At 68.2% G+C, this 26997-nt stretch carries 24 protein-coding genes and 1 tRNA gene; 13 read left to right on the forward strand and 12 right to left on the reverse strand.

The window, feature by feature from the left end; genetic code table 11:
* Positions 1–162: 162 nt before the first annotated feature.
* The 6 genes from IPV09_RS12070 to IPV09_RS12095 form a co-directional block, all read right to left on the reverse strand.
* Complete coding sequence (locus tag IPV09_RS12070) at positions 163–960, reverse strand: isoprenyl transferase (protein WP_207475510.1); 798 nt, start codon at positions 958–960, stop codon at positions 163–165.
* A gap of 4 nt (positions 961–964) precedes the next feature.
* Positions 965–2053 (reverse strand): substrate-binding domain-containing protein, encoded by a 1089-nt coding sequence (locus IPV09_RS12075; RefSeq protein ID WP_207475511.1) that lies wholly within the window; start codon positions 2051–2053, stop codon positions 965–967.
* Positions 2054–2244: 191 nt separating this feature from the next.
* Entirely contained in the window at positions 2245–3351 is a 1107-nt protein-coding gene (locus IPV09_RS12080; RefSeq protein WP_207475512.1) for a sugar-binding protein, read from the reverse strand.
* A 60-nt stretch (positions 3352–3411) separates the two neighbouring features.
* The gene (mmsB, locus tag IPV09_RS12085) at positions 3412–4689 is read right to left on the reverse strand and encodes a multiple monosaccharide ABC transporter permease (RefSeq protein ID WP_207475513.1); all 1278 of its coding nucleotides are present in this window, start codon (positions 4687–4689) and stop codon (positions 3412–3414) included.
* Positions 4686–6284: a multiple monosaccharide ABC transporter ATP-binding protein gene (gene mmsA / locus IPV09_RS12090; protein ID WP_207475514.1), complete on the reverse strand. Its 1599-nt coding sequence runs from the start codon at positions 6282–6284 to the stop codon at positions 4686–4688. The genes mmsB and mmsA overlap by 4 nt, the downstream gene beginning before the upstream one ends.
* A 136-nt stretch (positions 6285–6420) precedes the next feature.
* On the reverse strand, positions 6421–7614 hold the full coding sequence (locus IPV09_RS12095) for an ROK family transcriptional regulator (RefSeq protein WP_207475515.1): 1194 nt from the start codon (positions 7612–7614) through the stop codon (positions 6421–6423).
* Positions 7615–7736: 122 nt separating this feature from the next.
* Between IPV09_RS12095 and recO the strand changes: the two genes are divergently transcribed.
* Positions 7737–8567 carry a DNA repair protein RecO gene (gene recO, locus IPV09_RS12100; protein WP_207475516.1) on the forward strand — a complete coding sequence of 277 codons (831 nt, stop codon included), beginning with the start codon at positions 7737–7739 and terminating at the stop codon, positions 8565–8567.
* A gap of 86 nt (positions 8568–8653) precedes the next feature.
* Here the strand turns inward: recO and IPV09_RS12105 are convergent, their stop codons facing one another.
* Complete coding sequence (locus IPV09_RS12105; RefSeq protein ID WP_207475517.1) at positions 8654–9037, reverse strand: Fur family transcriptional regulator; 384 nt, start codon at positions 9035–9037, stop codon at positions 8654–8656.
* A 33-nt stretch (positions 9038–9070) separates the two neighbouring features.
* On the opposite strand from IPV09_RS12105, the gene IPV09_RS12110 reads away from it, so the two are divergent.
* The 5 genes from IPV09_RS12110 to dusB all read left to right on the forward strand — a co-directional run bounded on the left by IPV09_RS12110 (position 9071) and on the right by dusB (position 14609).
* Positions 9071–9598 carry a copper chaperone PCu(A)C gene (locus tag IPV09_RS12110; RefSeq protein WP_207475518.1) on the forward strand — a complete coding sequence of 176 codons (528 nt, stop codon included), beginning with the start codon at positions 9071–9073 and terminating at the stop codon, positions 9596–9598.
* Positions 9599–9628: 30 nt separating this feature from the next.
* On the forward strand, positions 9629–10891 hold the full coding sequence (locus IPV09_RS12115; RefSeq protein WP_242681565.1) for a Dyp-type peroxidase: 1263 nt from the start codon (positions 9629–9631) through the stop codon (positions 10889–10891).
* A 633-nt stretch (positions 10892–11524) separates the two neighbouring features.
* Complete coding sequence (locus IPV09_RS12120) at positions 11525–11836, forward strand: antibiotic biosynthesis monooxygenase (RefSeq protein WP_370590313.1); 312 nt, start codon at positions 11525–11527, stop codon at positions 11834–11836.
* A 54-nt stretch (positions 11837–11890) separates the two neighbouring features.
* Positions 11891–13285, forward strand: coding sequence for a glycine--tRNA ligase (locus tag IPV09_RS12125; RefSeq protein ID WP_207475532.1), 1395 nt, complete (start codon positions 11891–11893; stop codon positions 13283–13285).
* Positions 13286–13460: 175 nt separating this feature from the next.
* Entirely contained in the window at positions 13461–14609 is a 1149-nt protein-coding gene (gene dusB / locus IPV09_RS12130) for a tRNA dihydrouridine synthase DusB (RefSeq protein WP_207475519.1), read from the forward strand.
* A 44-nt stretch (positions 14610–14653) separates the two neighbouring features.
* On the opposite strand, the gene IPV09_RS14500 is transcribed toward dusB, so the two are convergent.
* Positions 14654–15328 (reverse strand): hypothetical protein, encoded by a 675-nt coding sequence (locus tag IPV09_RS14500; protein WP_207475520.1) that lies wholly within the window; start codon positions 15326–15328, stop codon positions 14654–14656.
* Positions 15329–15497: 169 nt separating this feature from the next.
* Here IPV09_RS14500 and IPV09_RS12140 point away from each other — a divergent pair, with 169 nt between their 5' ends.
* Together IPV09_RS12140 and IPV09_RS14505 are read left to right on the forward strand one after the other, a co-directional pair.
* Entirely contained in the window at positions 15498–16604 is a 1107-nt protein-coding gene (locus tag IPV09_RS12140) for an HD domain-containing protein (protein ID WP_370590314.1), read from the forward strand.
* Between the two features lie 326 nt (positions 16605–16930).
* The gene (locus tag IPV09_RS14505) at positions 16931–18418 is read left to right on the forward strand and encodes a DUF222 domain-containing protein (RefSeq protein ID WP_207475521.1); all 1488 of its coding nucleotides are present in this window, start codon (positions 16931–16933) and stop codon (positions 18416–18418) included.
* A gap of 392 nt (positions 18419–18810) precedes the next feature.
* On the opposite strand, the gene IPV09_RS12150 is transcribed toward IPV09_RS14505, so the two are convergent.
* Positions 18811–19650 (reverse strand): hypothetical protein, encoded by an 840-nt coding sequence (locus IPV09_RS12150; RefSeq protein ID WP_207475522.1) that lies wholly within the window; start codon positions 19648–19650, stop codon positions 18811–18813.
* Positions 19647–20405: an ABC transporter permease gene (locus IPV09_RS12155; protein WP_207475523.1), complete on the reverse strand. Its 759-nt coding sequence runs from the start codon at positions 20403–20405 to the stop codon at positions 19647–19649. The genes IPV09_RS12150 and IPV09_RS12155 overlap by 4 nt, the downstream gene beginning before the upstream one ends.
* Positions 20406–20470: 65 nt before the next feature.
* Between IPV09_RS12155 and dnaG the strand changes: the two genes are divergently transcribed.
* The 4 genes from dnaG to IPV09_RS12175 all read left to right on the forward strand — a co-directional run bounded on the left by dnaG (position 20471) and on the right by IPV09_RS12175 (position 23847).
* Positions 20471–22348 carry a DNA primase gene (gene dnaG / locus IPV09_RS12160; RefSeq protein ID WP_207475524.1) on the forward strand — a complete coding sequence of 626 codons (1878 nt, stop codon included), beginning with the start codon at positions 20471–20473 and terminating at the stop codon, positions 22346–22348.
* A gap of 116 nt (positions 22349–22464) precedes the next feature.
* Positions 22465–23103 (forward strand): sigma-70 family RNA polymerase sigma factor, encoded by a 639-nt coding sequence (locus IPV09_RS12165; RefSeq protein WP_207475525.1) that lies wholly within the window; start codon positions 22465–22467, stop codon positions 23101–23103.
* A gap of 26 nt (positions 23104–23129) precedes the next feature.
* Positions 23130–23654 carry a hypothetical protein gene (locus tag IPV09_RS12170; RefSeq protein WP_207475526.1) on the forward strand — a complete coding sequence of 175 codons (525 nt, stop codon included), beginning with the start codon at positions 23130–23132 and terminating at the stop codon, positions 23652–23654.
* A gap of 120 nt (positions 23655–23774) precedes the next feature.
* Positions 23775–23847, forward strand: a tRNA-Asn gene (locus IPV09_RS12175).
* A gap of 64 nt (positions 23848–23911) precedes the next feature.
* Here IPV09_RS12175 and IPV09_RS12180 read toward each other — a convergent pair.
* A complete protein-coding gene (locus IPV09_RS12180) occupies positions 23912–25339 on the reverse strand; it encodes a trehalose-6-phosphate synthase (RefSeq protein WP_207475527.1) in 1428 nt (475 codons plus the stop codon).
* Positions 25340–25398: 59 nt separating this feature from the next.
* Between IPV09_RS12180 and otsB the strand changes: the two genes are divergently transcribed.
* On the forward strand, positions 25399–26259 hold the full coding sequence (otsB, locus tag IPV09_RS12185) for a trehalose-phosphatase (protein ID WP_207475528.1): 861 nt from the start codon (positions 25399–25401) through the stop codon (positions 26257–26259).
* 1 nt (position 26260) lies between these two features.
* Here otsB and IPV09_RS12190 read toward each other — a convergent pair.
* Positions 26261–26997, reverse strand: a 737-nt coding sequence (locus IPV09_RS12190) for a VCBS repeat-containing protein (RefSeq protein WP_207475529.1), incomplete at its 5' end; no start/stop codon positions are given.

The following is a 26997-nucleotide window of genomic DNA, read 5'->3' on the forward strand; positions in this document are numbered from 1 at the left end:
GTCAACGTCCTCGCCCGACACCTCGGCGGGCGCGACCTATCGCTGGTCCTGCTGTGCAACGACGAGGACGAGGATGCCTTCGACCAGGCGTGGGAAGCCCTGGAGGCGGGGGTGGCGGCCACGGCGTCGTGACCGCTGGGGAGGTGCTCCCGATGGGCCGTGCTACTGAGGTGGGGTGACGACCTCATTGGGGACGGCTCCGCCGAAGCGGCGATCCCGGTTCACGTACAACTCGACGGCCCGCCACAGGTCACGCCGGTCGAAATCGGGCCACAGGGTGTCCAGGAACACCATCTCGGCGTAGGCCGCCTGCCACAGCAGGAAGTTGGAAGTCCGCTGCTCGCCCGAGGAGCGCAGGAACAGGTCGACGGCCGGAACGTCCGGGTTGTACAGATGCTTCTCGAAGCTCTGTTCGGTGATCCTGGCCGGGTCGATCCTGCCCTGGGCGGCCAGCGTGGCCAGTTCGCGCACGGCGTCGATGATCTCGGCGCGGCCGCCGTAGTTGACGCAGAACTGCAGGGTGACCGTCGAGTTGTCCTTGGTCTGCTCCTCGGCCTCCTCGAGTTCGCGGATGACGCTGCGCCACAGTCGTGGACGTCGTCCGGCCCACTTCACCCGCACGCCCATGGCCTCCATCTGGTCGCGGCGGCGGTGGATCACGTCCCGGTTGAAGCCCATCAGCCAGCGCACCTCGTCGGGGGAGCGCTTCCAGTTCTCCGTCGAGAAGGCGTAGGCCGAGACGTAGGGGATGCCCAGCTCGATGGCGCCCGAGACCACGTCGAACAGGGCGTCCTCGCCGCGCGCGTGCCCCTCGGTGCGTTTCAGCCCCCGAGCCTTGGCCCAGCGCCCATTGCCGTCCATGACGATCGCGACGTGCTGGGGCAGCAGGTCGGCCGCGATCCGCGGTGGACGAGCGCCGCTGGGGTGCGGCGGGGGCGGGACGGGATTGCTGGTGCTCATCGGCTCAGACCTTGGTCAGCGGGGCGAGGGCGGGATTGGTGGCCAGCACCGAGGCAGCATTCTCTGCGCTCACCAGCACCGGCGAGATCAGGATGGCGGGTTTGCGCTTGAGCCGGTTGCGACGACCGGCCTGCGGGTTCACGGTGACCTGGCGTCCGGCCTGCAGGTCGGCCACCGTCTGGGCCACCCGGGCTGCCAGGGCGGCGGGGTCGCGGTACTGGGTGGTCAGCATTGCCCCGGCCATCACCAGCCGGATGCCCTCGGTGGTGGCGCCCGAGGACATCAGCAGCGGCGGGGTCTGGTCGTGGTTGGCGGCCACCTCGGCGACCACCGGGGCCAGCTCGTCGGTGCCGATCACCACCCCGTGCAGCGGGTGGCGCGGGTAGGTCGCCTGGTAGGTGGTGTCCAGCGCCTTGCGGACCGAGTCGGAGTCACCGGGTGAGGTGGCGGCGGTGCCGAAGGCGGTACGTCCGGACTTCACGCTCAGCGTCCCGGCCTCGGTGAACGCCTTGAGGGCGAACATGGAGCCGTTGAACCGGGCCATCGCCCGAGGGTCGTCCTCGTCCCCGGCGAACAGCTCCAGGTACTTGGTCTGGCCGGGCCGCGCGTCGACGGCCCGGGCGAAGGCCGCGATCTCCTGCTCGCCAATGCTGAACTCGTTCCAGCCCAGGAACAGGTCGATGCCGCCGAGGTCCTCAGGGATCACGTCGAGCGCCACCACCAGCATGTCGGTGTCGGCGGCCGCCTCCAGCGCCGACCCGATCCTGGCGCCGTCGACGGATTGCACCAGCAGGATGGCCACGCCTTGGTCGGCGGCGCCGCGCACCCGGGCAGCCTGGTCGTCATGGGTGGCCGTCGGGACCACCTCGGCCTGGGGCAGTGCGGCCGTCAGGGCCTGGGCCAGCGACGGGGTGCCCGGCGGATGGGTGGCGTTCGGGTCGACCAGGGCCAGCACCCGTCCCTCGCGCACGGGCAGGCTGATCCGCGCCTGGGTGACCTTGGTCTCCGAACAGCCGGCCAGCGTCGCCACGGCGAGCACGGTCGCCAACAGCAGCGTCACCGTGCGGCGCAGCCGTTTGCCGAGCCCTGCCATGGCACCTCCTGAGTAGTCCTGCACAGCGTATCGGTCACACCAACCACCACAGGCGCAGTGAACGAGGCGTTGTCGGTCGCCCCACTGCATCCATCCGGGGATGGGGCACGACAAACCGCCGGCGGCCACACTTGAAGGTGGCCGCCGGCGGCGCAAGGGGTCGGGAACGCTCAGCCCCCGAGGGGTGGAACTCAGGCCTTGGTGAGCGGGCCGAGGGTCTTGTCGTCCTTGTAGATGTCAGCCGCGGTCTCCTTGGTGACGATCTTCGGCTCCAGCAGGTAGGCCGGGACGACCTTGTTGCCGTTGTCGTAGGACTTGTCGTCATTGACCTCGGGCGTCTTGCCCGACTGCAGGTCGTTGACCATGGTGATGGCGTGCTTGACCAGGGCGGTGGTGTCCTTGTAGATGGTCGAGTACTGCTCGCCGGCCATGATCGACTTCACCGACTCCACCTCGGAGTCCTGACCGGTGACCACCGGCACGTCCTTGCCGGCAGCCTTGACCGAGGTCATGGCAGCGCGGGCCAGGGTGTCGTTGGGGGACAGGATGCCGTGCAGTTCGGTGTTGCCCGAGTAGGTCGAGCTCATGATGGTGTCCATGCGCTTCTGGGCGTTCTCTGCCTTCCAGCCCTGGGTCGACACCTGCTGGAAGCTGGTCTGGCCCGACTTCACGACCAGGGTGCCCTTGTCGATCTCGGGCTTCAGGACGCTCATGGCGCCGTCGAAGAAGACCTGGCTGTTGGCATCGTCGGGCGAACCGGCGATCAGCTCGATGTTGTAGGGGCCCGAGCCACCCTTGCGGGCCTTGAGGCCCTCGAGCAGTGCGGTGCCCTGCAGTTCGCCGACCTTGAAGTTGTCGTAGGCGACGTAGTAGTCGACGGCGGTGGTGTTCTTCACCAGACGGTCGTAGGCGATGATGGTGGCGCCGGAAGCCTTGGCCGCCTCCAGCTGGGTGCCCAGCTGGGAGCCGTCGATGGCGCCCACGATGATGACCTTGGCACCCTTGGTGACCATGGCCTGGATCTGGTTCTGCTGCTCCGAGACGCCGCCGTTGGCGAACTGGACGTCGGCCTTGTAGCCGGCCTCGGCCAGGCCGTCCTTGAACAGCTGCTCGGCGAGCACCCAGTTCTCGGAGGTCTTCTGGGGCAGCGCGACGCCGATCGTGCTGTCCTTGGCGAATCCGCCGGCAGCCCCGGACGTGCTCGAGGTGCTGCCCTCACGCTCGGTGGTGCCGCAGCCGGCCAACGCCAGCGCGCTGGCCGTGGCCACCGCGACGAGCGCCTTGGTGAACTTCTTCATGGTTCCTTCTTCCTTGTTCTGGCCGTCATTGGCCCAGATGTGGGTCGTGGTGAGGTGCTGCTACTTGTCGGCGGTGACCCGGCTGTCCGGGGTGGCCGTCGCCGGACTGACCGGGCTGGCCGGGGGCTTGTTCCCGCCGAAGTTCTTGGTGATCAGGCCCAGGATCGAGGGCTTGCCCTGGGTCTTGTTGTAGACGTCGAAGGCGACCGCGATCAGCAGCACCATGCCCTTGATCATCTGGGTGGCGTCGGCGCCGATGCCCATCAGCTGCAGGCCGTTGTTGAGCACCGCCATCACCAGGCCACCGATCATCGACCCGGTGACGGTGCCGACACCGCCGGAGACCGCCGCGCCGCCGATGAACACGGCCGCGATGGCGTCCAGTTCCCAGCCGACGCCGTCGAAGGGTCCCGAGGCGGTGGAGCGGGCGACGAAGATCATGCCGGCCAGCGCGGCCAGGATGGACATGTTCATCATCACCAGGAAGTTGACCCTCTTGGTCTTGACACCCGACAGTTCGGCGGCGTTCTTGTTGCCGCCGACGGCGTAGACGTGTCGTCCCACCACGGTGCGCTGCGAGATGAACTCGTAGATGATCACCAGCGCGACCAGGATCAGACCCGAGATCGGGAACGAGGTGCCCGACCGGCCGGTGGCGAACAGGTAGGTCAGGTAGGCCAACAGCACCACGATCAGCGCCAGCTTGACCACGTCTGCCCACAGCGGGGACAGTTCTGCGCCCAGCCGTGCCTGGGTGGCGCGACGACGGAAGGTCATCCAGACCAGCACGGCCGCGGCCAGGATGCCCAGCAGCAGGGTGAGGTTGTTGAACCCGGTGTTGGGGCCGACTTCGGGCAGGAACCCGGCGCCGATCTTGCGGAACGACTCGGGCACGGGGATGGTGTTCGACTCACCGATCCACTGGTTCATGCCGCGGAACAGCATCATGCCGGCCAGGGTCACGATGAAGGCCGGGATGCCGACGTAGGCCACCCAGAATCCGTGCCACGCGCCGATGAGGGCGCCGAGCAGCAGGCCGAGCACGATGGCCAGCAGCCACGGCACGTTCCAGTCGCGCATCATCAGGGCCACCGCGATGCCGACCACCGCCGCCACCGATCCCACCGACAGGTCGATGTGGCCGGCGATGATCACCAGCACCATGCCGATCGCCAGGATCAGGATGTAGGAGTTGCCGTTGAGCAAGTTCATCAGGTTGGTCGAGGTGAGCACATTGCCCCCGGACTGCCACTGGAAGAACAGGACCAGGGCGAACAGGGCAAACAGCATTCCGAACTGTCGGATGTCGCCCTTGAAGAGCTGCTTGAGGTATTTCATGCGTCGGTCCTGTCAACGGGTTGTTCGAGGAGTGCCTCTGGGTCAATGTTTTCCGAGGTCTTGGTGGTGCCGATGGTCATCAAGCGCATCAGCGACTCCTGGTCGGCCTCACCGCGGGCCAGGCAACCGGTGATCCGGCCCTCGGCGATCGTGTAGATGCGGTCGCACAGGCCGAGCAGTTCGGGCAGCTCGGAGCTGATCACCACCACACCCTTGCCGGAGCTGGCCAGCTGCTGGATGATGCCGTAGATCTCGAACTTGGCGCCCACGTCGATGCCGCGGGTCGGCTCGTCGAGGATCAGCAGGTCGGGCTGGGTGAACAGCCACTTGGACAGCACCACCTTTTGCTGGTTGCCGCCCGACAACTTGTTGATCATCGACTTCACGCTGGGGGTCTTGGTGCGCAACTGGCGGCGGTAGTCCTCGGCGGCGTTGAACTGCGCGTTCTCGTCGATGACGCCGAACCTGTTGCTGATCCGGTCGAGTCCGGCGGCGACCGTGGTCTGCTCAATGGTGTCCAGGGCATTGAATCCCAGGATCTTGCGGTCCTCGGTGACGTAGGCCAATCCGTTCTTGATGGCCGCCGAGATGGTGGACACGTTGACGGGGGCACCATTCATGGTCACGCTGCCGGACTTGTAGATGCCGTAGCTGCGCCCGAAGATCGAGCGGGCCAGCTCGGTGCGTCCCGCGCCCATCAGCCCGGCGAAGCCGACGATCTCGCCGCGTCCAACGGTGAAGTTGGAGCTCTTGCAGACCAACCGGTCGGGGTTCTGCGGGTGGGCGACGGTCCAGTCGTGGACCTCGAAGAAGGTCTCGCCAATGTTGGGGGTGTAGTCGGGGAAGCGGGACGACAGCGGCCGACCGACCATGCCCCGGATGACGCGGTCCTCGTCGATGTCGGCGCTGACCTCAAGGGTCTCGACGGTGCGGCCGTCGCGGATGATGGTGATCGAGTCGGCGATCTCGGTGATCTCGTTCAACTTGTGGCTGATCATGATGCAGGTCGTGCCCCGTGAGCGCAGGCCGCGCAGCAGGTCAAGCAGGTGGGCCGAGTCGGTCTCGTTGAGGGCCGCGGTCGGCTCGTCCAGAATCAGCAGCTTGACGTTCTTGCTGGCGGCCTTGGCGATCTCGACCAGTTGCTGCTTGCCGACGCCCAGGTTCTTGATGGGGGTGGTGGGGTTCTCGGCCAGGCCCACCCGGGCCAGCAGTTCGGTGGCCTTGTGGGTGGCCTGGTCCCAGTCGATGGCGCCGCGACGGGTGACCTCGTTGCCCAAAAAGATGTTCTCGGTGATGGACAGCTCCGGCACCAGCGCCAGCTCCTGGTGGATGATCACGATGCCGGCGTGCTCGGACTGGCGGATGTCCTGGAACTCGACGATCTGGCCGTTGAACTCGATCTCGCCCTCGTAGGTGCCGTGCGGGTAGACGCCCGACAGCACCTTCATCAGGGTGGACTTGCCGGCGCCGTTCTCTCCACAGATGGCATGGATCTCGCCGCGCCGCACGGTCAGGTTGACGTCGTCCAGCGCTTTCACGCCGGGGAACGTCTTGGTGATGTGGCGCATCGACAGGATGACATGGGGGTCAGTCATCTCGCCTCCTCTGACTTCGTCGTCGGGCTGGGCAGCCTATGGGTACACGGTATGAATTCTGGTTCCTTGGCGTCAACTCTTGAACGCAAGGATCGTGGTGCTGTGTCGGAATTGTGATATTGGGTTGCGGGTTCGGTCAGGTCGGAACGATGGCACCGAGGGCTGCCAGTGCGGAGGCGCCGAGGGCTTCGGCCCGGTCGCCGAGCTGTGACATGGAGATCACAGTACGCGGGCCGATGGCGGGGTGCGCATGCCGGGTCACTGATCTGCTGATCGGCTCGAGCAGGGGAGCGCCCACGGGGGCCAGGGGGCCGGAGATGACCACCGCGTGGGGATTGACCAGGGTGACCAGGCTGGCCAGTGCCACCCCGATGGCCTGACCGGCCTCCTCCAGCACCCGGAGGGTGGCCGGATCGCGACGGCGGGCCAGTTCGACCACGTCGGCCACGCTCGGGGCGACATGGAGGTGCCGGGCCCGCTTCACGTCGGCCAGGACCTTGTCGACCGAGGCGACGGTCTGCAGGCAGCCCCGGTTGCCGCAGTGGCAGCGTTCCCCGAGCGGGCTGATGTTGAGGTGGCCGAGTTCGCCGGTGCCCCCGAAGGCACCCCGCAGAATGCGACCGTTGACGATCAGCCCGGCCCCCACCCCGGTGCCCACCTTGACCGCCGCCAGCACGCTGTTCAGCGAGTACGGGCCCCAGGTCACGTGGGCCAGGGCCTGCACATTGGCGTCGTTCTCGAAGATCACCGGGAAGGGGAACGCGGTCTCGGCGATGCCGGCCAGGTCCTCGTCATGCCAGTTCGGGAAGCCGGGGTCGCTGGTCAGGGAGCGCCGGTGCTCGTCCAGGATGGTCGGCAGGCTGACCCCCACCCCGATGACGTCGTTCGGCGACAGTCCGTGCATGTCGAGGGCGGTCTCGACGAGTCGCCGCGCCGTGCGCAGGGTGCTGGTCGGGTCGTGGCCCATGGGCAGTGGCTGCAGCACCTCGCCGACCAACTCGTGGTCGACGTGGGTGACCACCAGGCGCATCGAGGTGGCATCGATGTCCAGACCAATGCTGACCCGGGCGTCGCTGAGGGCAATTTCGATGGCGCGGCGTCCGGAGTCGACGACGGCCCGGGTGGTGATCCGGCGATCGGTGTGCAGGTCCTTGACGATGTTCGAGATGGTGCCGGTACTCAGACCGGTGGCGCGGGCCAGCCTGGCCTGGGTGGTGGGCCCACCCTGGGCGAGCACCTCGATGACGCGCAGCGTGTTCTGCCGGCGCAGGGCAGGCTGAGAGCCCGGGTTTCGGTGTCCGCGCTGCGGGGACGAGCTTCCACGCGCCATGACAGCATCTTCGGGGCCACGCCCTCTTGCAGTCAAGAAATGAACGCAAGTGCGGGTCCGGGTCGGCACGCTGGCGATGGCCTGGCAGGAGGGCCACCGGCCGGGGTGGAACACTGGTGACCATGCCCACCTACCGTGATGAAGGGATCGTGCTGCGCACCCACAAGCTGGGCGAGGCCGACCGGATCATCACCCTGTTCACCCGGGTGCACGGCAAGGTGCGGGCCGTGGCGCGAGGGGTGCGCCGCACGTCCAGCAAGTTCGGTGGACGGCTGGAGCCATTCAGCCACGTCGACCTGCAACTGGTCGAGGGACGAAGCCTGGACATCATCACCCAGGCCGTGCAGTTGCACTCCTGGGCCGACCCGCTGGCCAGCGACTACGAACTGTTCACCGCGGGCCAGGTGATGCTGGAGACCGCCGACAAGCTGGTGCCGGTCGAGGGTGAACCCGCCCTGCAGCAGTACCTGCTGCTGGCGGGGGCGTTGCGGACCTTGGCCGCGTCCACGCCCGAGGGTGACCCGCTGCATCCGGCGAACCTGGACGAGACACTGCCCTCGGGCGCGGGCCGGACCCCGACGATGGTGCTGCACTCCTTCTTGTTGCGCGCCCAGGCGATCGCCGGGTACGCGCCCACGCTGGACGCCTGTGCCCGCTGCGGCGTGCTGCTGCCAGAGGCCGACACCTCGGAGTTGTTGATGTGGTTCTCGCCGATGGCCGGTGGGCTGGTCTGTCGCCGCCACCGTCCGCCGGGCGCGGGCCGGGTGTCGGTGAGCAGCCAAGGCCTGCTGGTCGCCCTGTTGACCGGTGACTGGCAGACGGTCGCTGCGGCCGATGGCCGGACCCAGAAGGACGCGGTGGGCATGATCGTCGCCTACACCCAGTGGCACCTCGACCACGGACTGCGCACCATAAGCTACCTGGAACGCAGTTGGTCCTCACCCTCGGAGTAGGTCGGGTGGCCCGCGCAGGTCGGACCGCGCCGTGGCCGGGCGGCGCAGCAGGTCAGACCGTGCAGCAGGTCAGAGCGTGCAGCAGGTCAGCAGTCCTGGCACAGGCCGAACATCTCCAGTTCGTGGCCGGCGTCGCGGAAGCCGTACTGGCTGGCCACCTTCGCCGCCCACGCCTCGACGGCGGTCGCCTCGATCTCGACGGCGGTGCCGCAGTTGCGACAGATCAGGTGGTGGTGGTGCCCCGACGAGCAGGCGCGGTAGGTCATCTCGCCCTCGGGGGAGCGCACCGCGTCCAGTTCGGCGGCCTCGGCCATCGACTGCAGCGTCCGGTAGACGGTGGCCAGTCCGACCTTGTCGCCGGCGTCGATGAGGTCGGTGTGCACTTGCTGGGCCGTGCGGAACTCGTCGCTGTTGGTGAACAGGGCACGGATCGCGGCGCGCTGGCGGGTCTGGCGGACAGGTGTGGACATGGCGCCACCATCCTAGGCGATAGTATTCGCAGCGTGATCCGACGTGACTTCCTCTCCGCTGTCCTGTCCGGTACTGCCCTGACGGCGGCGGCCATGCTGTCGGGGTGCGGCACCGAATCCGCGCCTGGCGCCGATGGCACCCCGACGGCCACGATCCTGGTCGCGCGGCCCTGGGTGCGCACCACCGACGGTGCCAAGGACACGACCATGAGTGCCGCGTTCATGGACCTCACCAACCCTGGTGACCGCGCCGTGCGGTTGGTCAAGGCCAGCGCCGACTTCGCCACCACCGTCGAACTGCACCGGATGTCCGAGGTCGACGGGAAGAAGGTGATGGAGGTGGCCCCCGACGGCATCGTGATCGAGGCCGGCTCGCACCGCCACCTCGTCTCGGGCGGCCACCACATCATGTTGATGGGCCTGACCCGGTCGCTGCCCGTGGGCGAGGAGGTCAGCCTGACCCTGGAGTTCGACACCGGCCAGCGCGAGACCATCACGGCCATGGTCAAGGAGTTCACCGAGGAAGAGGACCACTACCACTCGCCGACGGCGACGCCCTGAGCCCGCTGGGTGCCTCGTGAGTGATGCTCGATGACTGACCAGGACCGGCCCTGGGCCACCGAGGGGGCCGAGCTGGCCCACCGCGGGATGGGACGGCGCGGCCTGTTCGCCCTGGCCGGGGCCGGCACCGCCGGCGCCATCGCACTCGGGGTGCACGCCTCGCGCAATGGTGCCCTTGACCAGACCCCGTCAGCGAAGACGCCGTCCGGTGGCGATCCTCGGGGACGGTCCTACGACCCGCACGGCGAGCACCAGGCCGGCATCATCACCCCGGTGCCAGCGGCCACGACCCTGGTGGCCCTCGACCTGCTGCCCGGCACCACCAAGGACGCCCTGCGTCGTCTGCTGACGGTGCTCAGCCACGACATTGAGGCGCTGATGGCCGGCGTCCCGGTGCCGGGGGACCCGCAACCCGACCTGGCCCAGGCAGGCGTCTCGCTGACCGTCACCGTGGGGATCGGCCCCGCCGTCTTCAGGATTCCGGGCCTGACCGGGGCCCTGCCGGACGGCCTGGCCGAGGTGTCGCCGATGACCCACGACCGGCTGCGTCCGCAGTGGACTGGCGGGGACCTGCTGCTGATGGTCTCGGCGGACGACCCGACCACCGTGGCCCATGCCGTGCGGATCCTGACCCGCGATGCGCGCCCCTTTGCCAGGGCGCGCTGGACCCAGCACGCGTCCTGGCGCGGGGTCGACGCCCAGGGTCGTCCGATCACCGGGCGCAACCTCTTCGGGCAGGTCGACGGCACGGGCAATGCCACGGCCGCAGCGGCCGAGGTGATCTGGTCGGACGGGGCGCAGCCCTGGTTCGCCGGCGGCACCACCCTGGTGGTGCGCCGGATCGAGATGAACATGGACACCTGGGACGAACTGGTCCGCGACCGTCAGGAACGGGTGATGGGACGCACCCTCAGCACGGGCGCCCCGTTGACCGGAGACCAGGAAACCGACGACCTCGACCTGTCGGCGACCGCTGGCGACGGGACGCCGGTGATTGCCCTGGACGCCCATGCCCGGTTGGCGCACCCGAGCCAGAACCGGGGGCGCACCATGTTTCGGCGCTCGATGAACTACACCCACACCGAGAACGCCGACGGTGTCTCGGTGACCTCGTCCGGGCTGGTGTTCCTGGCCTTCCAGCAGTCGATTCCCGAGGTGTTCACCCCCGTCCAGCAGCGGTTGGACCAGTCAGATGCGCTCAACGAGTGGACGACCGCCATCGGGTCGGCCGTGTTCGCGATCCCTGGTGGCTGGCCCCCCGGGGGAATCGTCGCCGGCGGCTTGTTCACCTGACGGGTGGGGGTCGGCTGCCAGCCCGGACTCACCCTTACGAGCATTTTGTGCACAAAGTGCGGCGCTGATGCATCCTGGCCGCCGTCTGTGCACTCAATAAACCGTCGAATCCGCCGTTTGTGAGCTCAATGGTCCCAGATGGTGCCGATATGGCCCCGGGCGACGGCGCGGGCCAGGAGCAGGAGCGGTTCTTCAGTGCCGGGGGTGTCCGGGTCGGCACTGGAGTAGACGCCACGAACAACCGTTGCAGCGTCCCGGCCTCCACGCGTCGACGGATCTCGTCATCGTCGTAGCCCATGGGCAACGGCGTCCCGATCCTTCGCTCGTGCGTCGCTGTGCGGGCCTGTGCTTTGCTGCAGGAGCGCACAAGAACGAGGTGCGGCGCACAAGCGGGAGATGGGCGGTCGTGCGTGCCTGCAGCGGCGCACAAGCGGGAGATGGGCGGTCGTGCGTGCCTGCAGCGGCGCACAAGCGGGAGATGGGCGGTCGTGCGTGCCTGCAGCGGCGCACAAGCGGGAGACGGGCTGGTCGTGCGTGCCTGCCGCGGCGCACACCCTCCTCAGACGGCCCCGAGGCTTAGGCGCGTGTGCTCGCTGCCCGGCCCGCGGCCGGTGCTCCCGATAGCCTTGCCGGGTGATCGTCCTGAACCGTTTTCGTGTGTCCGAGGCCCAACGTGACGGCTTCCTCGCCCAGGCCCATGCCGCCGTCGATCTGCTGCGCTCCAAGCCCGGCGCTGAGTCGGTCGAGCTGGTGCAGAACCTGGACGAGCCCGACCTGTGGGCGTTGGTCTCGCACTGGGACAGGGTCGGCTCCTACCGACGTGCCCTCAACGGCTTCGAATCGAAGACCGTGATCGTGCCCATGCTGAGCCTGGCCATCGACGAGGCCTCCGCCTATGACGACCCCGACCACGTGGGCATCAACCTGCCGCGCGGGCTAGGCTGAGCCATTGATGCGCACACCAGCCGGGTGTCGCGTACCAAGGACTTGGAGTTGAACGTGGCCGCTGTGAGCAAACTCGACAGTGTTGTCAGCCTGTGCAAGCGACGGGGATTCGTCTTCCCCTCGGGTGAGATCTACGGCGGCACCCGTGCCGCCTGGGACTACGGACCCCTCGGTGTGGAGCTCAAGGAGAACATCAAGCGCCAGTGGTGGCGTGCCATGGTCACCCGTCGTGACGACGTGGTCGGCCTGGACTCCTCGATCATCCTGCCTCGTCAGACGTGGGTTGCCTCGGGCCACGTGGGTGAGTTCACCGACCCGCTGACCGAGTGCACCAGCTGCCACAAGCGTTTCCGCGTCGACCACATGCAGGAGGCGCTGGCCGCCAAGAAGGGCGGGGACGTCGACCCCGATTCCATCGCCCTGGCCGAGATCGCCTGCCCCAACTGCGGCAACCGGGGCGGCTGGACCGAGCCCCGCGAGTTCAACATGATGCTGAAGACCCATCTCGGTGTCATCGAGGACGAGTCCGGCCTGCACTACCTGCGCCCCGAGACCGCGCAGGGCATCTTCGTGAACTTCACCAACGTCGTCCAGACCACCCGCAAGAAGCCGCCGTTCGGCATTGCCCAGACCGGCAAGAGCTTCCGCAACGAGATCACGCCCGGCAACTTCATCTTCCGCACCCGCGAGTTCGAGCAGATGGAGATGGAGTTCTTCGTCGTGCCCGGCACCGACGAGGAGTGGCACGAGTACTGGCTCAAGGAGCGCACCGACTGGTACGTCGACCTCGGCATTGCGCGCGAGAACCTGCGCCACTTCGAGCACCCGCAGGAGAAGCTGTCGCACTACTCCAAGCGCACCGTCGACATCGAGTACCGCTTCGGCTTCACCGGGTCCGAGTGGGGCGAGCTCGAGGGCATCGCCAACCGCACCGACTTCGACCTGAAGACCCACTCTGAGCACTCCGGCAACGACCTGTCCTACTTCGACCAGGCCAAGGGGGAGCGCTTCGTCCCCTATGTCATCGAGCCCGCAGCCGGACTGTCGCGCTCGCTGATGACCTTTCTGGTCGAGGCCTACACCGAGGACGAGGCGCCCAACACCAAGGGCGGCGTCGACAAGCGCACCGTGCTGCGTCTGGACCCGCGCCTGGCCCCGGTCAAGGCTGCGGTGCTGCCGCTGTCACGCAACGAGGACCTCTCGCCCAAGGCGCGCGACCTGGCCGCCCAGCTGCGCAAGAACTGGAACGTCGACTTCGACGACTCCCAGGCCATTGGCAAGCGCTACCGCCGTCAGGACGAGATCGGTACCCCGTTCTGCATCACCGTCGACTTCGACACCCTCGAGGACCACGCCGTGACCATCCGTGAGCGCGACACCATGGCCCAGGAGCGGGTCGCGCTCGACCAGGTCGAGGGCTACCTGGCCCAGCGTCTGGTCGGCTGCTGAGTTCTCCGGCTTCTCCGGGCCGTTGCCCGTCACAATGGCGTCTGCCTCCGGCTGCATCCGGGGGCAGACGCTTTGTGGGTGGGCAGGTGGACGATGGGCTGATTTTTGGACCGGACGGAAGCGGCCACGTATGGTGGAGAGTCGCCCCGGACGCCCCGACCTCATCAGGAGTTGAATGTACGCGCCGCTGGTCCTGAGTGCGCCAAGCAAGCCAGACGCTGTCGTCATCGACACCCCGGTGGTCCTGGCGCCCATGGCCGGCATCACCAACGCGTCCTACCGTGAGCTGTGCCTGGAGCAGGGGGCCGGGCTCTACGTCTGCGAGATGATCACCTCCCGTGCGCTGGTCTACAAGGACCACCGCACCCACGACATGCTCGCCTTCTCCGACGCCGAGAAGATCCGCTCGGTGCAGCTGTACGGCGTCGAGGCCGGCATGGTCGCCGACGCCACCGAGATCCTGTGCGAGAAGTACGGCGTGAACCACGTCGACCTCAACTTCGGCTGCCCCGTCCCCAAGGTGACGCGCAAGGGTGGCGGCGGCGTGCTGCCGTGGAAGCGTGACCGGCTCGAGTCGATCCTGGCTGCGGTGGTCCAGACCGCCGACCGCTACGGCGTCCCGGTGACGGTGAAGACCCGCGTCGGCATCGACGCCGACCACCACACCTACCTGGACGCCGGGCGGATCGCCCAGGACACCGGCTGCGCCGCGATCTCGCTGCACGCCCGCACCGTGGCCGAGGCCTACGCCGGCCACTCGACCTGGGACCACATCACCCGCCTGGTCGAGCACGTCGACATCCCCGTGCTCGGCAATGGCGACATCTGGGAGGCCGCCGACGCGGTGGCCATGATGGAGCAGACCGGCGCCGCCGGCGTCGTGGTCGGACGCGGCTGCCTGGGCCGTCCCTGGCTGTTCCGTGACCTGGCCGACGCCTTCGCCGGGCGCCACACCCAGACCCTGCCGACCCTGGGTGAGGTGGCCGCGATCGTTCGTCGCCACGGTGAGCTGCTGGCGGCCATCATGGGCGAGAAGCACGGGCTGACCGACCTGCGCAAGCACATGGCCTGGTATTTCAAGGGCTTCCCGGTGGGCGGGGACCTGCGCCAATCACTGGCGATGATCTCGACCTTTGAGGAACTGGACGCGCTGCTGGCCCAGCTCGACCACGATGCTCCGTTCCCGGTGGGTGAACTCGGACGCCCGCGCGGCCGCCAGGGCAGCCCGCGCGGCAAGGTCACCATGCCGCAGGGCTGGCTGGACGACACCTCGGGTGTCGACATCGACCTGTCCGAGGCGGAACTGGAGACCAGCGGCGGCTGACCCGATGTCAGACGGGAGCGTCGACACCGGGCACTGACCCAGGGTCAGGACATGGCCATGAAGGTGTCGGCGAGCAGGTAGATCCAAAAGATGAAGCTGATCACCGGTGCGGCGAAGGCCAGGATGATGCCCCAGATGCCGGCGGTGCGGGTCTTCTTGCCCAGTGACATGAAGCCGAAGACGAGCGCCAGGATGCCCATGATGCTCGGGACGCCCTGGGCAATGATGAACAATCCCGCACGGGTGGTGGCCGCCTCGGCCTCGGGGGACAGGTCGGTGGTGTCGAGCTCGGTGGTGCCCGTCAGCTGGAACAGCTCCCGGTAGGCGTCTGCGCAGAAGTAGGACAGCACCAGCGAGATCAGCAGGGCGGAGGCCGCGAGGACCAACGCGGTGACACCCTGGCCCTTGGGCTGCTCCTGGGGAACCATGGCGTAGGGCGAGGAGTAGTAGGGCGAGGTCGACGTCTGCGACTGGTCCCAGGGCTGCTGCCCGTAACCCTGCTGTCCGTAGCCCTGCTGGCCCGTGGGCTGGTCCCAGGGCTGCTGGCCGGTGGGCTGGTCCCAGGGCTGCTGGCCGCTGGGCTGGTCCCAGGGCTGCTGGCCGTAGGACTGGTCGTAGCCCGGCTGGCTCTGGCCCTGCTGGTCATAGCCCTGCGGGGACTGGCCCTGGCCCTGCGGGTCATAGCCCTGCTGGCCCCACGGATTGCTCGGATTGCTCATGACTCCCTTTCGTCCCCGCCATCCTATGGGCATGGGTGGCATGCCCAGTCGGCGCCCGAGAAGGGGAGCGCCTAGGCTGGCCACGGCACATCCGGACGAGCCAGGCGGTCGCCGGGGGACAGGGGGACGGCCGGTGTCAGCACAACCGCAGTCGGACGACGACCGGACGATCCTGCCGCGCGCGCAGGCGTGGGCCCGAACCCACCATGGGCACGGGGGCGAGCGCCAGGTGCTGGCGCACGCCGACAGCCATGCCCGGTTCCAGACCGCCGGACAGCAGCAGTGGTCGCGGGTTCGCCGGGAAGAGGCTGAGGCCATGCTGCTGCGTCCGGGTGCGAGCCGGGCGCTGGGGGCCGGCCATCGTGCCATCGAGGAGGAGCCCGATGAGCTGCGCACCTGTTTCGAACGTGACCACGACCGCATCGTCCATTCCACGGCATTTCGTCGGCTGGCGGGCAAGACCCAGGTGGTGGTCTACCCGACAGACCACCAGCGCACCCGGCTGACCCACGCCCTGGAGGTCGCCCAGGTCGCCACCTCGGTGGCCCGCGGGATCGGCGCGAACGACGTCCTGGCCGACGCGATCGCCCTGGGCCATGACTGCGGGCACGGCCCGGGAGGTCACGCGTCCGAGGATGCCTTCGATGCGTACATCCCGGAGGGCTACGACCATGGCCCTTGGGGTGCCGACGTGGTGCTGCAGCACCTGAACCTGTGTGCCGAGACCCTGGACGGCATCCGGAACCACTCCTGGTCGCGTCCGGCGCCGGCCACGCTCGAGGGAGAGATCTGCTCCTGGTCCGACCGCATCGCCTACTGCGCCCACGACCTGGAGGACGCCATCCATGCCGGCATCGTGACTGCCGCCGAGGTCCCGGCCGAGGTGGCGCAGGTGGTCGGGGTCGACCGTCGCAGTCAGTTGTCGGCCTTCATCCGCAACATCGTGGCGACCACCGTCGAGACCGGGCAGGTGGGCATGGATCCGGAGACGGCGGGGGCCCTGGCGGCGCTCCGGGCCTTCAACTACGAGCGCATCTACACCCGGCCGGAGTCGGTGGCCCAGTCGACGGCAGTGGTCAAGGTGCTGCAGGCCCTGGTCGAGCACTACGCCGCGCACCCCGAGCTCATGCCCGCCGACTACCACGTCGGTGAGGACCTGGTCAGGGAGGCCGTCACCTACGTCGGTGGCATGACCGACCGGTTTGCCTTTGACCAGGCGATCAGGCTGTTGGACTGGAAGCAGTCCGACCTGCCGCAGGGGGTGTGGGGCAACTAGCCGGGCAACCTGCCTGCATCTCCACCGGCCCGAGGAGGGCCTCGATGTCCTGGTCCTGGCGCCCATCGCTGGTGTCCTGGGGCACAGGGTTCACGGAAGTCGTCGCATATCCACGCTCGAGGCAGCGCCGTCGAGAAGTTATCCACAGATTCGGAATTGCCTCTTGTGTCCCGAGTGGCAGCGCGAAAGAATAGAGCATCAGTTCGAATCAGCGGTGATTCAGGCATGGTTCAAGTAGAGGCGGGGTGGTCCGAATGGGATCCAGCGCAAGAAGTACCAGTGGTCCGCGTTTCAGTGTGGCGGGGGCTCGGCAGAAGTTGGTCGAGTTGAATGCGGCGTTCGAGGCGAGGAAGCGGGCCGAGGCCGAGCAGTTCCGCTGCTTCGCCGAGTTCGCTGACCAGTACCGCTACGTTCCCGACGACGGACCGGTGCTGTCGGGCACCGAACGGTTGATGCAGTGGGGCGGGGACGGCACCCCGGGGGTGGCGGAGTTCTGCACCCTCGAGGTCGCGGCGGCGTTGAGGATGTCGGAGGAAAAGGTTCGCATCGAGATCGGCCTCGCCCTCGCGGTCCGGCACCGGCTACCCCACCTCTGGGCACGGGTCATGGCCGGTGGTTTGCGGGTCTGGCAGGCGTGCGAGGTGGCGTCGGCCACCCACAAGTTGTCCTACTACCAGGCGCTGGACTTGGATGAGGAGATCGACGTCCTGGTCGAGTCGATGGCTTTCACCCGGCTGCTGGAACTGGTCAAGGCCCGCGTCATGGATACCCTGCGCGAGGACGCCGACGATGAGCACACTGCGCAGTTGGCCAGGCGGCGCGTGGAGTTCGGCGAGTCCTGCCTGGGGGTTACCGACATGACCGCCGTGGTGGGGGCGGTGGACGCGACGGTGCTGGATCGCCAGCTGACCCGGTTGGCGATCCTGCTGCGCCAGGGCGGCTCGACCGAGTCGTTGGACGTGCGCCGGGCGCAGGCGTTGGGCCTGTTGGCGAACCCGGCGCGTGCCCTGCAGTTGCTGCAAGCCGCGTTGACCGACCAGTTGCCCGATCTGGACCTGGACCAGGTCTGCCCCGCGGAGGGTCAGCCGGGTCACACCTGCGGGACGGTCACCGTGGACCCGGACCGGTTGTTGCCCAAGGCCGAGGTCGTGGTCCACATCAGCGGCTCGGGTCTGGAGACCGGTGCCGGGTTGGTCCGCACCGAGGGCATGGGTCCGCTGCTGGCCGGCTGGTTGAAGGACCTGGTGGGTCACACCCGCGTGACGGTGAGGCCGGTGTTGCATCCGGACAACCTGGTTCCCACCGATGCCTATGAGTGTTCGCACTGGATGCGCGAATGGGTGCAGCTGCGCAATCCGTATGAGGTGTTCCCGTTCTCGAAGAAGACCTCACGGCATGCAGATCTGGACCACACCATCGAGTGGGAAGCCACCCCGACCTGGGACTCCAGCCGCGACCAGTGGATCCATCAACTGGCTGGGAACGACGGGCACGGCCTGGATGGTGGGGGTGGTGGCGACGGCAGTGACGCCGGTGGCAGTGGCGGTGACGGTCGATCACACGGTCGGACCGGGCGTGAGCCGGTGCCCTTGACCGGTCCCCACAACCTGGGCCCGTTGTCCCGCAAGGTGCACCGAGCGAAAACCTTCGGCGGCTGGCAACTCACCCAGCCCTCACCGGGCACCTTCCTGTGGCGCTCACCACTCGGGTTCGGCTACCTGGTCACGCCCTCGCACACCTGGATGATCGAGGACCCCTCGGGTCAAATCCTGCCCAAGCAACACCACCCGGCACCAACCGCCCTCGCCAGCTGACACCCACAGCCAGCAACTCAGCAGTCAGTACCCGCCGTCTCCCCGGCGGGCCACTGGCATGCGCGGTTGCAGGCGAGACAGGACGTCGAGAAGGGCGCGCGGCTGCACATCGTGGAGGACGATGGCGGCGCGTGCGAGGACGGCGGCCCAGGTGGTGCGCGGCTGCACGCAGGGGAGGACGCCTTCGATGTCGACGTGCTGGCCCATCGCCGTGCCCGACCCGGGCAGAAAGGCACCTCTGGGGCTCTCGTCAATGCAACAGTTGGGTCCTCTTGCAGCGCTTGAAGCCGTGCAGGTGGCCCCAACCGCTGCAGGTGCCGTCCATGGACGGGTCCGGTCGCCATGAGGATCGCGGATGACGCCAGCGTCCGAGCGATTGACGAGGGCCCAGCTCAGTCGAGGTCGTGCCACCGGCCCAGCGGAGTAGCGGCGGCCTGCGCGGCGTCCACCCCGGAGACCAGCCCACGTTCATCGAGGATTTCCAGCACGCGCGCGCAGCGCTTCGCCAGACGCTCCTGGGAGGACTCCGGAAGGCGCCTGATCGTCCGACGCAGTTCCCGAGCCGGACTCCGGGGGCGGTCCCTGTCGGCTGCCTCCGGGACGTCCAATAACGCCTCGAACCAGGCCAGGTCCTGCACCTCGTGGTGCCGACGGGTGCGGTCCGAGAAGGCCGCCCACAGGTTCGCGGCCGCCAACAGACTGGCGATGGGGACCGGGATGGTGTGCTGCAGCCAGTTCTCGCTCCCACGCACGGCTCCGACCGTGAGCAGCAGCAGGGGCAGGACGAAGACCATGGCCAGGGTGATCCAGGCGGACAGCACCCGGGTGGCCTCCCACAGCAGCGGACGCAGCACCCAGACCACCAGCAGGACAGCCTGCAGTGCGGCGGCTGCCACGTAGGTGCCGAAGGTGACATCGAAGAACAGCTGCGCGGACTCCGGTGAACGGGAATGCCGGCTCGGCACGGTGAACACCGCCAGCACCGGCAGCAGGAGCAGGACGACCCACAATGCGCGACGCCGCACCCCCCAGCGCTGCCATCCACCCTTCCGGGCTCCGGACGCGACCACCTGGTCGCGAGCGCGGGGACGTCGCTTGCGTGCCGACGCCACCACGGCCTGCGCCAGGAGGGGATTGCTGCGAACCAGTCGAGCCTGCGCCTCGCCCAATGTGACGGGGCCAGGGGTGGTCCGGGCCCAGCGAAGGGCCGGGTCGGCGCTGCGCGTGGTCACGGGCGCAACCGCTCGGCCAGGTCATCGGGCAAGAGCCTGGCCCGGCGGATGAACACCTGGGCCGTCGTCACCGTCAGCACCTGGGCCGTGACGATGCCCACCAGCACCAGCAGCTGTGCGGCACCTGCCTGCAGCGCGGTGCCGCCACCCAGCAGGACGCCGATGTAGGCGCCGGGCAGGGTGACCAGCCCCACCGTGCGGGTCTGGTCGAGCGCCGGGACCAGTGACTCCTTGACCAGGGGGCCGGTGATGCCGGCGATGGCGTCGGCTCGCAGCAGCCCAATCGACAGCGCCGCCTCGTAGGTGCCGATGCTGTCACGCAGCGCCGGGAACAGGCGTCGCCCCAGCAGGGTGTGCGCGGTCATGGTGTTGCCCGTGATGATGCCTGCGACGGGGATGATGGCCAGCCCGTTGAGCGGCACGACACCCAGCCCGAAGATCACCGCCAGCACCGGCAGCACCCCGGCCGCCATCGCGGCCGCCACCCACGGCCACGCCCGACGCGTCCCGGTGCGCCGGGTGGTCGTGTGCACGCCCATCACGAACATCACCAGGACGAACACCAGCGACGACCACAGCTGCGAGATGGCCAGCACGATGATGCCCGAGACCACCATCAGCTGCAGCGCAGCCCGCGCCGCTGCCGTCACCACGGCACCGGAGACGCCGAGACGGGCCCGCCACGCCACCACCGCCCCCAGCACGACCAGCACCACCAGGGCGACGGCCAACTGCCAGGACGGATGAACGGTCACGGTGATCAACTTATCGCCCACCCACTGACCGGTTCGACTCCACTACGACCGGGTAGCATGCACCCATGGCTGGGCGAATCAACGACGAGGACATCGCCCTCGTCCGCGAACGCGCCCGCATCGACGAGGTGGTCGGGCAGTACGTCGCCCTGCGCAATGCCGGCGGTGGCTCCATGAAGGGGTTGTGTCCCTTCCACGACGAGAAGACCCCCAGCTTCCACGTCACCCCCTCGCGCGGTTTCTACCACTGCTTCGGCTGCGGTGAGGGTGGTGACGCCATCACCTTCCTGCAGAAGCACAACAACCTCACCTTCACCGAGGCCATCCAGTACCTGGCCGACAAGACCGGTGTCCAGTTGCGCATCATCGAGGACGGCAACGCCCGCCCCGGGCTGCCCCCCGGCATGCGCGTCCAGATCCTGGAGGCGAACGCCGCCGCCGCCGAGTACTTCAGTCGCCAGTTGATGAGCCCCGAGGCGCTCATCGCGCGGCAGATGCTCGACGGTCGCGGCTTCGACAAGACCGCTGCCGAGCAGTTCGGCGTCGGTTACGCTCCCCGCGGTGGACGGGAACTGCGCCACCACCTCAATGCCAAGGGTTACCGCGACGAGGTGCTCGTCAAGGCCGGCCTGGTCCGTGAGAACGGCTTCGACTTCTTCCAGGGCAGGCTGTTGTGGCCGATCCGTGACTCCGGCTCGTCCACCCTCGGGTTCGGTGCGCGTCGCCTGCACGAGGACGACCGGCTGCCCGCCAAGTACATCAACTCGCCCGAGACGCCCGTCTACAAGAAGTCGCAGGTCCTCTACGGCCTCGACCTGGCCCGCCAGAACATTGGCAAGAAGGGCCAGGCTGTCGTCGTCGAGGGCTACACCGACGTGATGGCCGCGCACCTGTCCGGGGTCGACACCGCCGTCGCCAGCTGCGGCACCGCCTTCGGCGACGATCACGCCCGACTGCTGCAGCGCCTGATGGGCAACAACGACGCCTTCAACGGTGAGGTCGTGTTCACCTTCGACGGTGACGCGGCAGGTCAGAAGGCTGCGCTCAAGGTCTTCAGTGGCGACCGCAACTTCATCGCCCAGACCTATGTCGCCGTCGAACCCCACGGGCTCGACCCCTGCGACCTGCGCCTGGAACATGGTGAGGCGGCCGTCCGCGAACTGGTCGCCCGGCGGGTGCCGCTGTACCGCTTCGTGATGAGCAATGTGATCAGCGGCTACGACCTCGACCGCGCCGATGGCCGACTGGCGGCCGTGCGGGCGGCGGCACCGCTGGTCAGCAGCATCCGCGACACCTCCCTGGTCAACGGGTACGCCCGTGAGCTGTCGACCCTGGTCGGGATGGACCTGGACGAGGTGCGCCGCGAGGTGTCGCGGGCCGCGCGGCGTCCGCTGCCGACCGAGGTGCCACGCCAGACCCGGCCGCACGATGAACCCGTGGTCGACGAGTCACCCGCCCTGGTCAGCAGCGTGCCGATGCCACGCGCCGACGACCGGGAGTTCGAGGTGGAGCGGGGCACGCTGAAACTGATGCTGCAGCAGCCGCTGCTGTTCGACGACGCCTGGAACGGGGTCACGGCGCAGTTCTTCGCCCAGCCCGCCTACCGCCTGATCTCCGAGGCCATCACCCGCGAGCCCTACACCGGCCAGCGGTGGACCGACGACCTGCTCGAGCGCATCGAGGACGAGCAGGTCTCGGCCCTGGTCGTCGAACTGCTCGTCGAACAACTGCCGGTGGCACCGGACGAGGCCTACGCCACCAGCTACGCCGCCCGGCTGCAACTGATCGCGGTGACCCGCGACATCAACAACCTGAAGTCACGCCTGCAGCGCACCAACCCGGTGGAGCACGAGACCGAGCACAAGCGCATGTTCAGTGACCTGCTGGCCCTGGAGACGCGACGCAAGCGTCTGCAGCAGGTCAGCGCCGGCATGCTGGGCTGACCCCGAGCCGGGGCACCAGTCAAGGGGTGTGGACAAGAAAGTGTTGTCCGTCCCGTCGCTCGGGGTGTCGTCCACAGGTCGTCGCGGGCGTCGCCGAACGGGGCCACTGTGGGGCCATGCGAATCACCGAACCCGTCCTGGATGCCCAGCAGGAATGCGACCTGACCCGGCTCGTCGAGGCGGCCGTCTACGCCCGCCACCTGGTCGAGGCGGGCCATGCCCGGCCGGGTCTGCAGCAGGTGGTCGACGACGGCCGTGACGCCTGGGAACGCTTGTGGCTGGCCAACGTCGGCATGGTCAAGGTGCTGGCCGTGCGCTACGGGCGCGGCGACCCCGACATCATCGACGACCTGGTGCAGGAGGGCTGGATCGCGCTGGCCGAAGCACTGATGCGCTACGACTTCACCCGGGGCGTGAGGCTGTCGACCCAGGCCTGGCACTGGGTCAAGCACCACCTGGCCCACGTGATGAGGACCCGTACCGACTGGGAGCTGCGCACCAGCGCGGAACCCATCGACACCGCCGACCCTGCCAACACCGCCGACCCCGAGGCCCCCGGGGATCAGGACGGCGAGGTGCGCGGCCTGTTGGCGTCGCTGTCACCACTGGAACGACGGGTGCTCCTCGCCAGGGCCAATGGTGTGCGCCAGAGCGACCTTGCCCGCGACCTGGGCCTGAGCGTCGCCAGCACCCGCCGGGCCGAGGAACGGGCCGTCCGTCGGGCGCGCGAGGCCTGGTCGGCGTGGGCGGGCTAGCTTGCCGGATGGGGGAGACTGGACCCATGCGTCTGTTCACCTCCACACCCCTGCTGGCCAAGGACCTGTCCGCCGAACTGACGCGACGCCGACCCGAATCGGGTGCGGTGATGGCCGTGGCCCACGGCGAGGGGCTGACCCTGGTGGCCACCACCGAGTGCCTGGCGGTCCACCGCCCGGCCCCGGCCGAGGGCGAGCAGGACTGGCAGTTCATCGGTTGGCACCTGATCTCGCGGGGCGGGTGGAACCAGAAGGCGCGGAAGCTGCGCTGGACCCTGGTCGACGACACCACCACCTTCGTCGAGCTGACCGAGCCCGGGTCGGTCCCGGACGTGTTCCGTGACCGAGTGCGGGCCTCCATCGTGGTCGAGCAGTCCTTTCCGGCCCCCGGCGGTGGTCACGTGGTGGTCGCCGGACGCCGCCAGCTGGGCGGTGAGGGTGCCATCGTGTGGCAGGTCACCACGCTCGGAGCAGCCAAGCTGAGCAACCCCGAGGTGGCGAGCTTCGCCACCCAGAAGGCCGCCGAGATCCGCTACGACTACGAGGTGTAGCCCCGCTCGGCGCCACCCGGCGTCGATTGGTGCGGTCACCGACAGGTCTGCTAACGTGGTGTCTCGCGTCGGGCCCCGGCCCGGTGCGCAGCCACGTAGGACGTCTCGTACGGACTACGATCCCCTGTAGCTCAATTGGCAGAGCATTCGACTGTTAATCGAAGGGTTGCTGGTTCGAGTCCAGCCGGGGGAGCAATACCCTCATACAAACGCCCCAACCGGGAAACCGGAAGGGGCGTTCGTCATTGGCGGGGCTTTCAGACCAGGTCGTCAGGTCGCCGCGGCGAGGTCAGGGCGGTCAGGAAGCTGCTGGCCCAGTCATCAATGGTGTGCCCCGCGACCTGTTTGCGCAGGGCGCGCAGCCGCCGCTTCTTCTCGGCGATGTTGTCATAGCCGGCCCTGACCAGGGTGTCCTTCAAACCGTTCAGGTCATAAGGGTTGACCATGTAGGCCTGCTTCAGCTCCCGGGCAGCCCCGGCGAACTCGCTGAGCACCAGGGCGCCGTCGTCGTCGGCATGGCAGGCGATGTACTCCTTGGCGACCAGGTTCATCCCGTCCCGCAGGGGGGTGACCACCATCACGTCGGCGATCCGGTACATCGCGGCCAGCATGTCGCGCCCGTAGGACGAGTGCCGGTAGACGATCGGGGCCCGCCCCAGCGACTCGGTGTGGGAATTGATGCTGCCGACAAGTTGGTCAATGTCATGGCGCAGCCGGATGTACTCCTCGACCCGCTCCCGTGACGGCGTGGCGACCTGCAGGAAGACCGCCTTGTCAGGGTCGAGTTGGCCCGACTCGAACAGTTCCCCAAAGGCGCGCACCTTCTGGCGCAGGCCCTTGGTGTAGTCGAGACGGTCAACGCCCAGGTAGATCACCTCGGGGTGACCAAGGTCGTCCAACAACTCCTCGGCCATCTTCTTGACTGCCTCGGTGTTGGCCAACTCGCGGAAGCCCTGGGTGTCGATCGAGATGGGGAAGGCGCGCGACACCGAGCTGCGACCGTCCGGCATCTCGACCGAGTCGCGGTTGACCCGCAACGGGGTGTGCATCTTGACCAGTTGCAGGAAGTTGCGCGAACCCCCGACGGTCTGGAAGCCGACCAGGTCCGCCCCCAGCAGGCCTTCCAGGATCTCGCGGCGCCACGGCAGCTGCAGGAACAGCTCCACCGGCGGGAAGGGAATGTGCAGGAAGAAACCAATCTTGAGGTCCGGTCGCATTTCGCGCAGCATTTGCGGCACCAGTTGCAGCTGGTAGTCCTGCACCCAGACGGTGGCGCCCTCGTCGGCAACCGCCGCGGCCCGCTCGGCAAAGCGCCGGTTCACCGTCTTGTAGGAGTCCCACCATTCCCGGTGGAACTCCGGAAAAGCGACCGCGTCGTGGTACAGCGGCCACAATGTCGCATTGCTGAAACCTTCGTAGTACTCCTCGACCTCGTCCTCGCTCAACGGCACCGGGACGATCGTGAAACCGTCGTGCTCGAAGGGCTCAACCACCTCGTCGGCCGCACCGTGCCACCCGACCCACGCTCCACCCTGCTTGCGCATCACTGGCTCCAGGGCGGTCACCAGACCGCCGGGGGAGGTGCGCCACGAGACATTTCCGTCGTCGTCAACGGATCGGTCGACGGGAAGTCGATTGGCCACCACCAGGAAGTTCGTTGTCGAAGGGGCAGGGTTTGCGGGCATCGAGTACTCCTTTCGCCACCCCAGACTAGCGAGTGTCGTTGTGGCCATAGGGTGAAGCCATGAACAACTCACCCTGGCGGCCCATCACCGAACGCGGCGAGGCGATCATCGAGGCCATCGCGAACGACCCCTTCGGCGCCCTGGTGGCCAGCGATTTCGACGGCACCCTCTCACCCATCGTGGACGACCCGAGCAGCGCCCACATCCATCCCGACGCCCACCAGGCGTTCGCCCGGGTGGGAGCGCTGGTCGGCCAGCCGGCCATCATCACCGGACGCGGCCTCGCCTCGGTACGCGAACTGGGAGCGCTGGACGACGCCCCCGGATTGGAACGGCTGTTGGTCAAGGCGCAGTACGGGGTCGAGACCTGGGATGCGCGCACCAACACCATCACCGAGCCCCCGCTGCCGCCCCAGATCGGCGAGGCCAGGGCCAGGATGGAACTGCTGCTGACCCAATGGGGCGAGCAGGGCATCGACGTCGCCGGAGTCGGGCTCGAGGACAAGGGGCGAGCGCTGGGGGTGCACACCCGACGCACCGCCGACCCCGACGGCATGCTCGCCCGGCTCGAGGGACCCGTCCGCTCGTTGGCCTCCGAACTGGACCTGCACCTGGAGCCCGGCCGGTTGGTGTGGGAACTGCGGGCCACCCCCGGCACCAAGGCGCAGGCGCTGGACGCGGTGCTGGCGACCCACGACAGCCGCATCGCCGTCATGATCGGCGACGACCTGGCCGACGTCACCGCCTTTGACCGGCTGCACGAGCTCGCCGGCAGCGGACTCGTGGTCGCCGCCGTCGCCTCGGCCTCCGACGGCGAGCAGCCCGTCGTGGCCGAGAGCGCCGACGTCCTGTGCGACGGGCCCGCCGGCGTGGCGGCCTGGCTCAACGCCGTGGCCGACGCCATCGAGGCCCGCCGCTGACTCAGGCGAACATCCGGATGCCACCCCAGCCGGAGCCGATTTGGATGGCCGAACTGAACTGGCCACCGCCCAGGTGCCGGTAGGCGAACAGCGCCCCGTCACCGCGGCGTCCGACCAGGTCGCGGCGTCCGTCCAGGGACATGTCGCCGGGGGAGAAGGCGGCGTTGAACGACGTCCACCCGTGGCCCACTGCCACCACCCCGACGATGACACCACCGGCACCGGTGGTGTAGCTGAGCAGGTCACCCGTGGCGGTGACCACCAGCAGGTCGGCATTGGTGCCGCCGGAGGAGTTGCCGACGGTGGTCATGAAGCGAATGTTCGGACCCCAGCCGGTGCCGAGTTGGCCCTGGTGGGTCAAACCGGTGGCGGTGATCCGATAGGACTGCAACCTGTTGGCGGCGTCTATGGCGAACAGTTCGGGTCGTCCGTCGCCGGTGATGTCGGGCATCACGGTCAGCCGGCTGAGCGTTCCCCAGCCGTTGCCCACCTTGACGGCGGCACCGAAATGTCCACCGCCCTGACCGGCATAGAAGTACAGGTTGCCATCGCTGCGTCGGGCGAGCAGGTCGTGGCGCCCGTTGCTGGTGACATCGGGCACCCGTGCCATCCAGTTCATCGTTCCCCAGCCCTGGCCGGTCACCTGGGCCGAGCCAAGGGTCAGGTCGCTGGTGGTGCGGTAGAGCAGCAGGGCACCCGAGCCACCGACCGCCAGTACGTCGGCGCGACGGTCATTGT

This window comes from Tessaracoccus sp. SD287 (assembly GCF_017355265.1).
GTDB lineage: Bacteria > Actinomycetota > Actinomycetes > Propionibacteriales > Propionibacteriaceae > Aestuariimicrobium.

Excerpts from the sequence above, each read along its gene's own strand:
- IPV09_RS12070 (WP_207475510.1), bottom strand. The coding sequence starts at position 960 with ATGAGCACCAGCAATCCCGTCCCGCCCCCGCCGCACCCCAGCGGCGCT.
- IPV09_RS12075 (WP_207475511.1), bottom strand. The coding sequence starts at position 2,053 with ATGGCAGGGCTCGGCAAACGGCTGCGCCGCACGGTGACGCTGCTGTTG.
- IPV09_RS12080 (WP_207475512.1), bottom strand. The coding sequence starts at position 3,351 with ATGAAGAAGTTCACCAAGGCGCTCGTCGCGGTGGCCACGGCCAGCGCG.
- mmsB (WP_207475513.1), bottom strand. The coding sequence starts at position 4,689 with ATGAAATACCTCAAGCAGCTCTTCAAGGGCGACATCCGACAGTTCGGA.
- mmsA (WP_207475514.1), bottom strand. The coding sequence starts at position 6,284 with ATGACTGACCCCCATGTCATCCTGTCGATGCGCCACATCACCAAGACG.
- IPV09_RS12095 (WP_207475515.1), bottom strand. The coding sequence starts at position 7,614 with ATGGCGCGTGGAAGCTCGTCCCCGCAGCGCGGACACCGAAACCCGGGC.
- recO (WP_207475516.1), top strand. The coding sequence starts at position 7,737 with ATGCCCACCTACCGTGATGAAGGGATCGTGCTGCGCACCCACAAGCTG.
- IPV09_RS12105 (WP_207475517.1), bottom strand. The coding sequence starts at position 9,037 with ATGTCCACACCTGTCCGCCAGACCCGCCAGCGCGCCGCGATCCGTGCC.
- IPV09_RS12115 (WP_242681565.1), top strand. The coding sequence starts at position 9,629 with ATGACTGACCAGGACCGGCCCTGGGCCACCGAGGGGGCCGAGCTGGCC.
- dusB (WP_207475519.1), top strand. The coding sequence starts at position 13,461 with ATGTACGCGCCGCTGGTCCTGAGTGCGCCAAGCAAGCCAGACGCTGTC.
- IPV09_RS14500 (WP_207475520.1), bottom strand. The coding sequence starts at position 15,328 with ATGAGCAATCCGAGCAATCCGTGGGGCCAGCAGGGCTATGACCCGCAG.
- dnaG (WP_207475524.1), top strand. The coding sequence starts at position 20,471 with ATGGCTGGGCGAATCAACGACGAGGACATCGCCCTCGTCCGCGAACGC.
- IPV09_RS12165 (WP_207475525.1), top strand. The coding sequence starts at position 22,465 with ATGCGAATCACCGAACCCGTCCTGGATGCCCAGCAGGAATGCGACCTG.
- IPV09_RS12170 (WP_207475526.1), top strand. The coding sequence starts at position 23,130 with ATGCGTCTGTTCACCTCCACACCCCTGCTGGCCAAGGACCTGTCCGCC.
- IPV09_RS12180 (WP_207475527.1), bottom strand. The coding sequence starts at position 25,339 with ATGCCCGCAAACCCTGCCCCTTCGACAACGAACTTCCTGGTGGTGGCC.
- otsB (WP_207475528.1), top strand. The coding sequence starts at position 25,399 with ATGAACAACTCACCCTGGCGGCCCATCACCGAACGCGGCGAGGCGATC.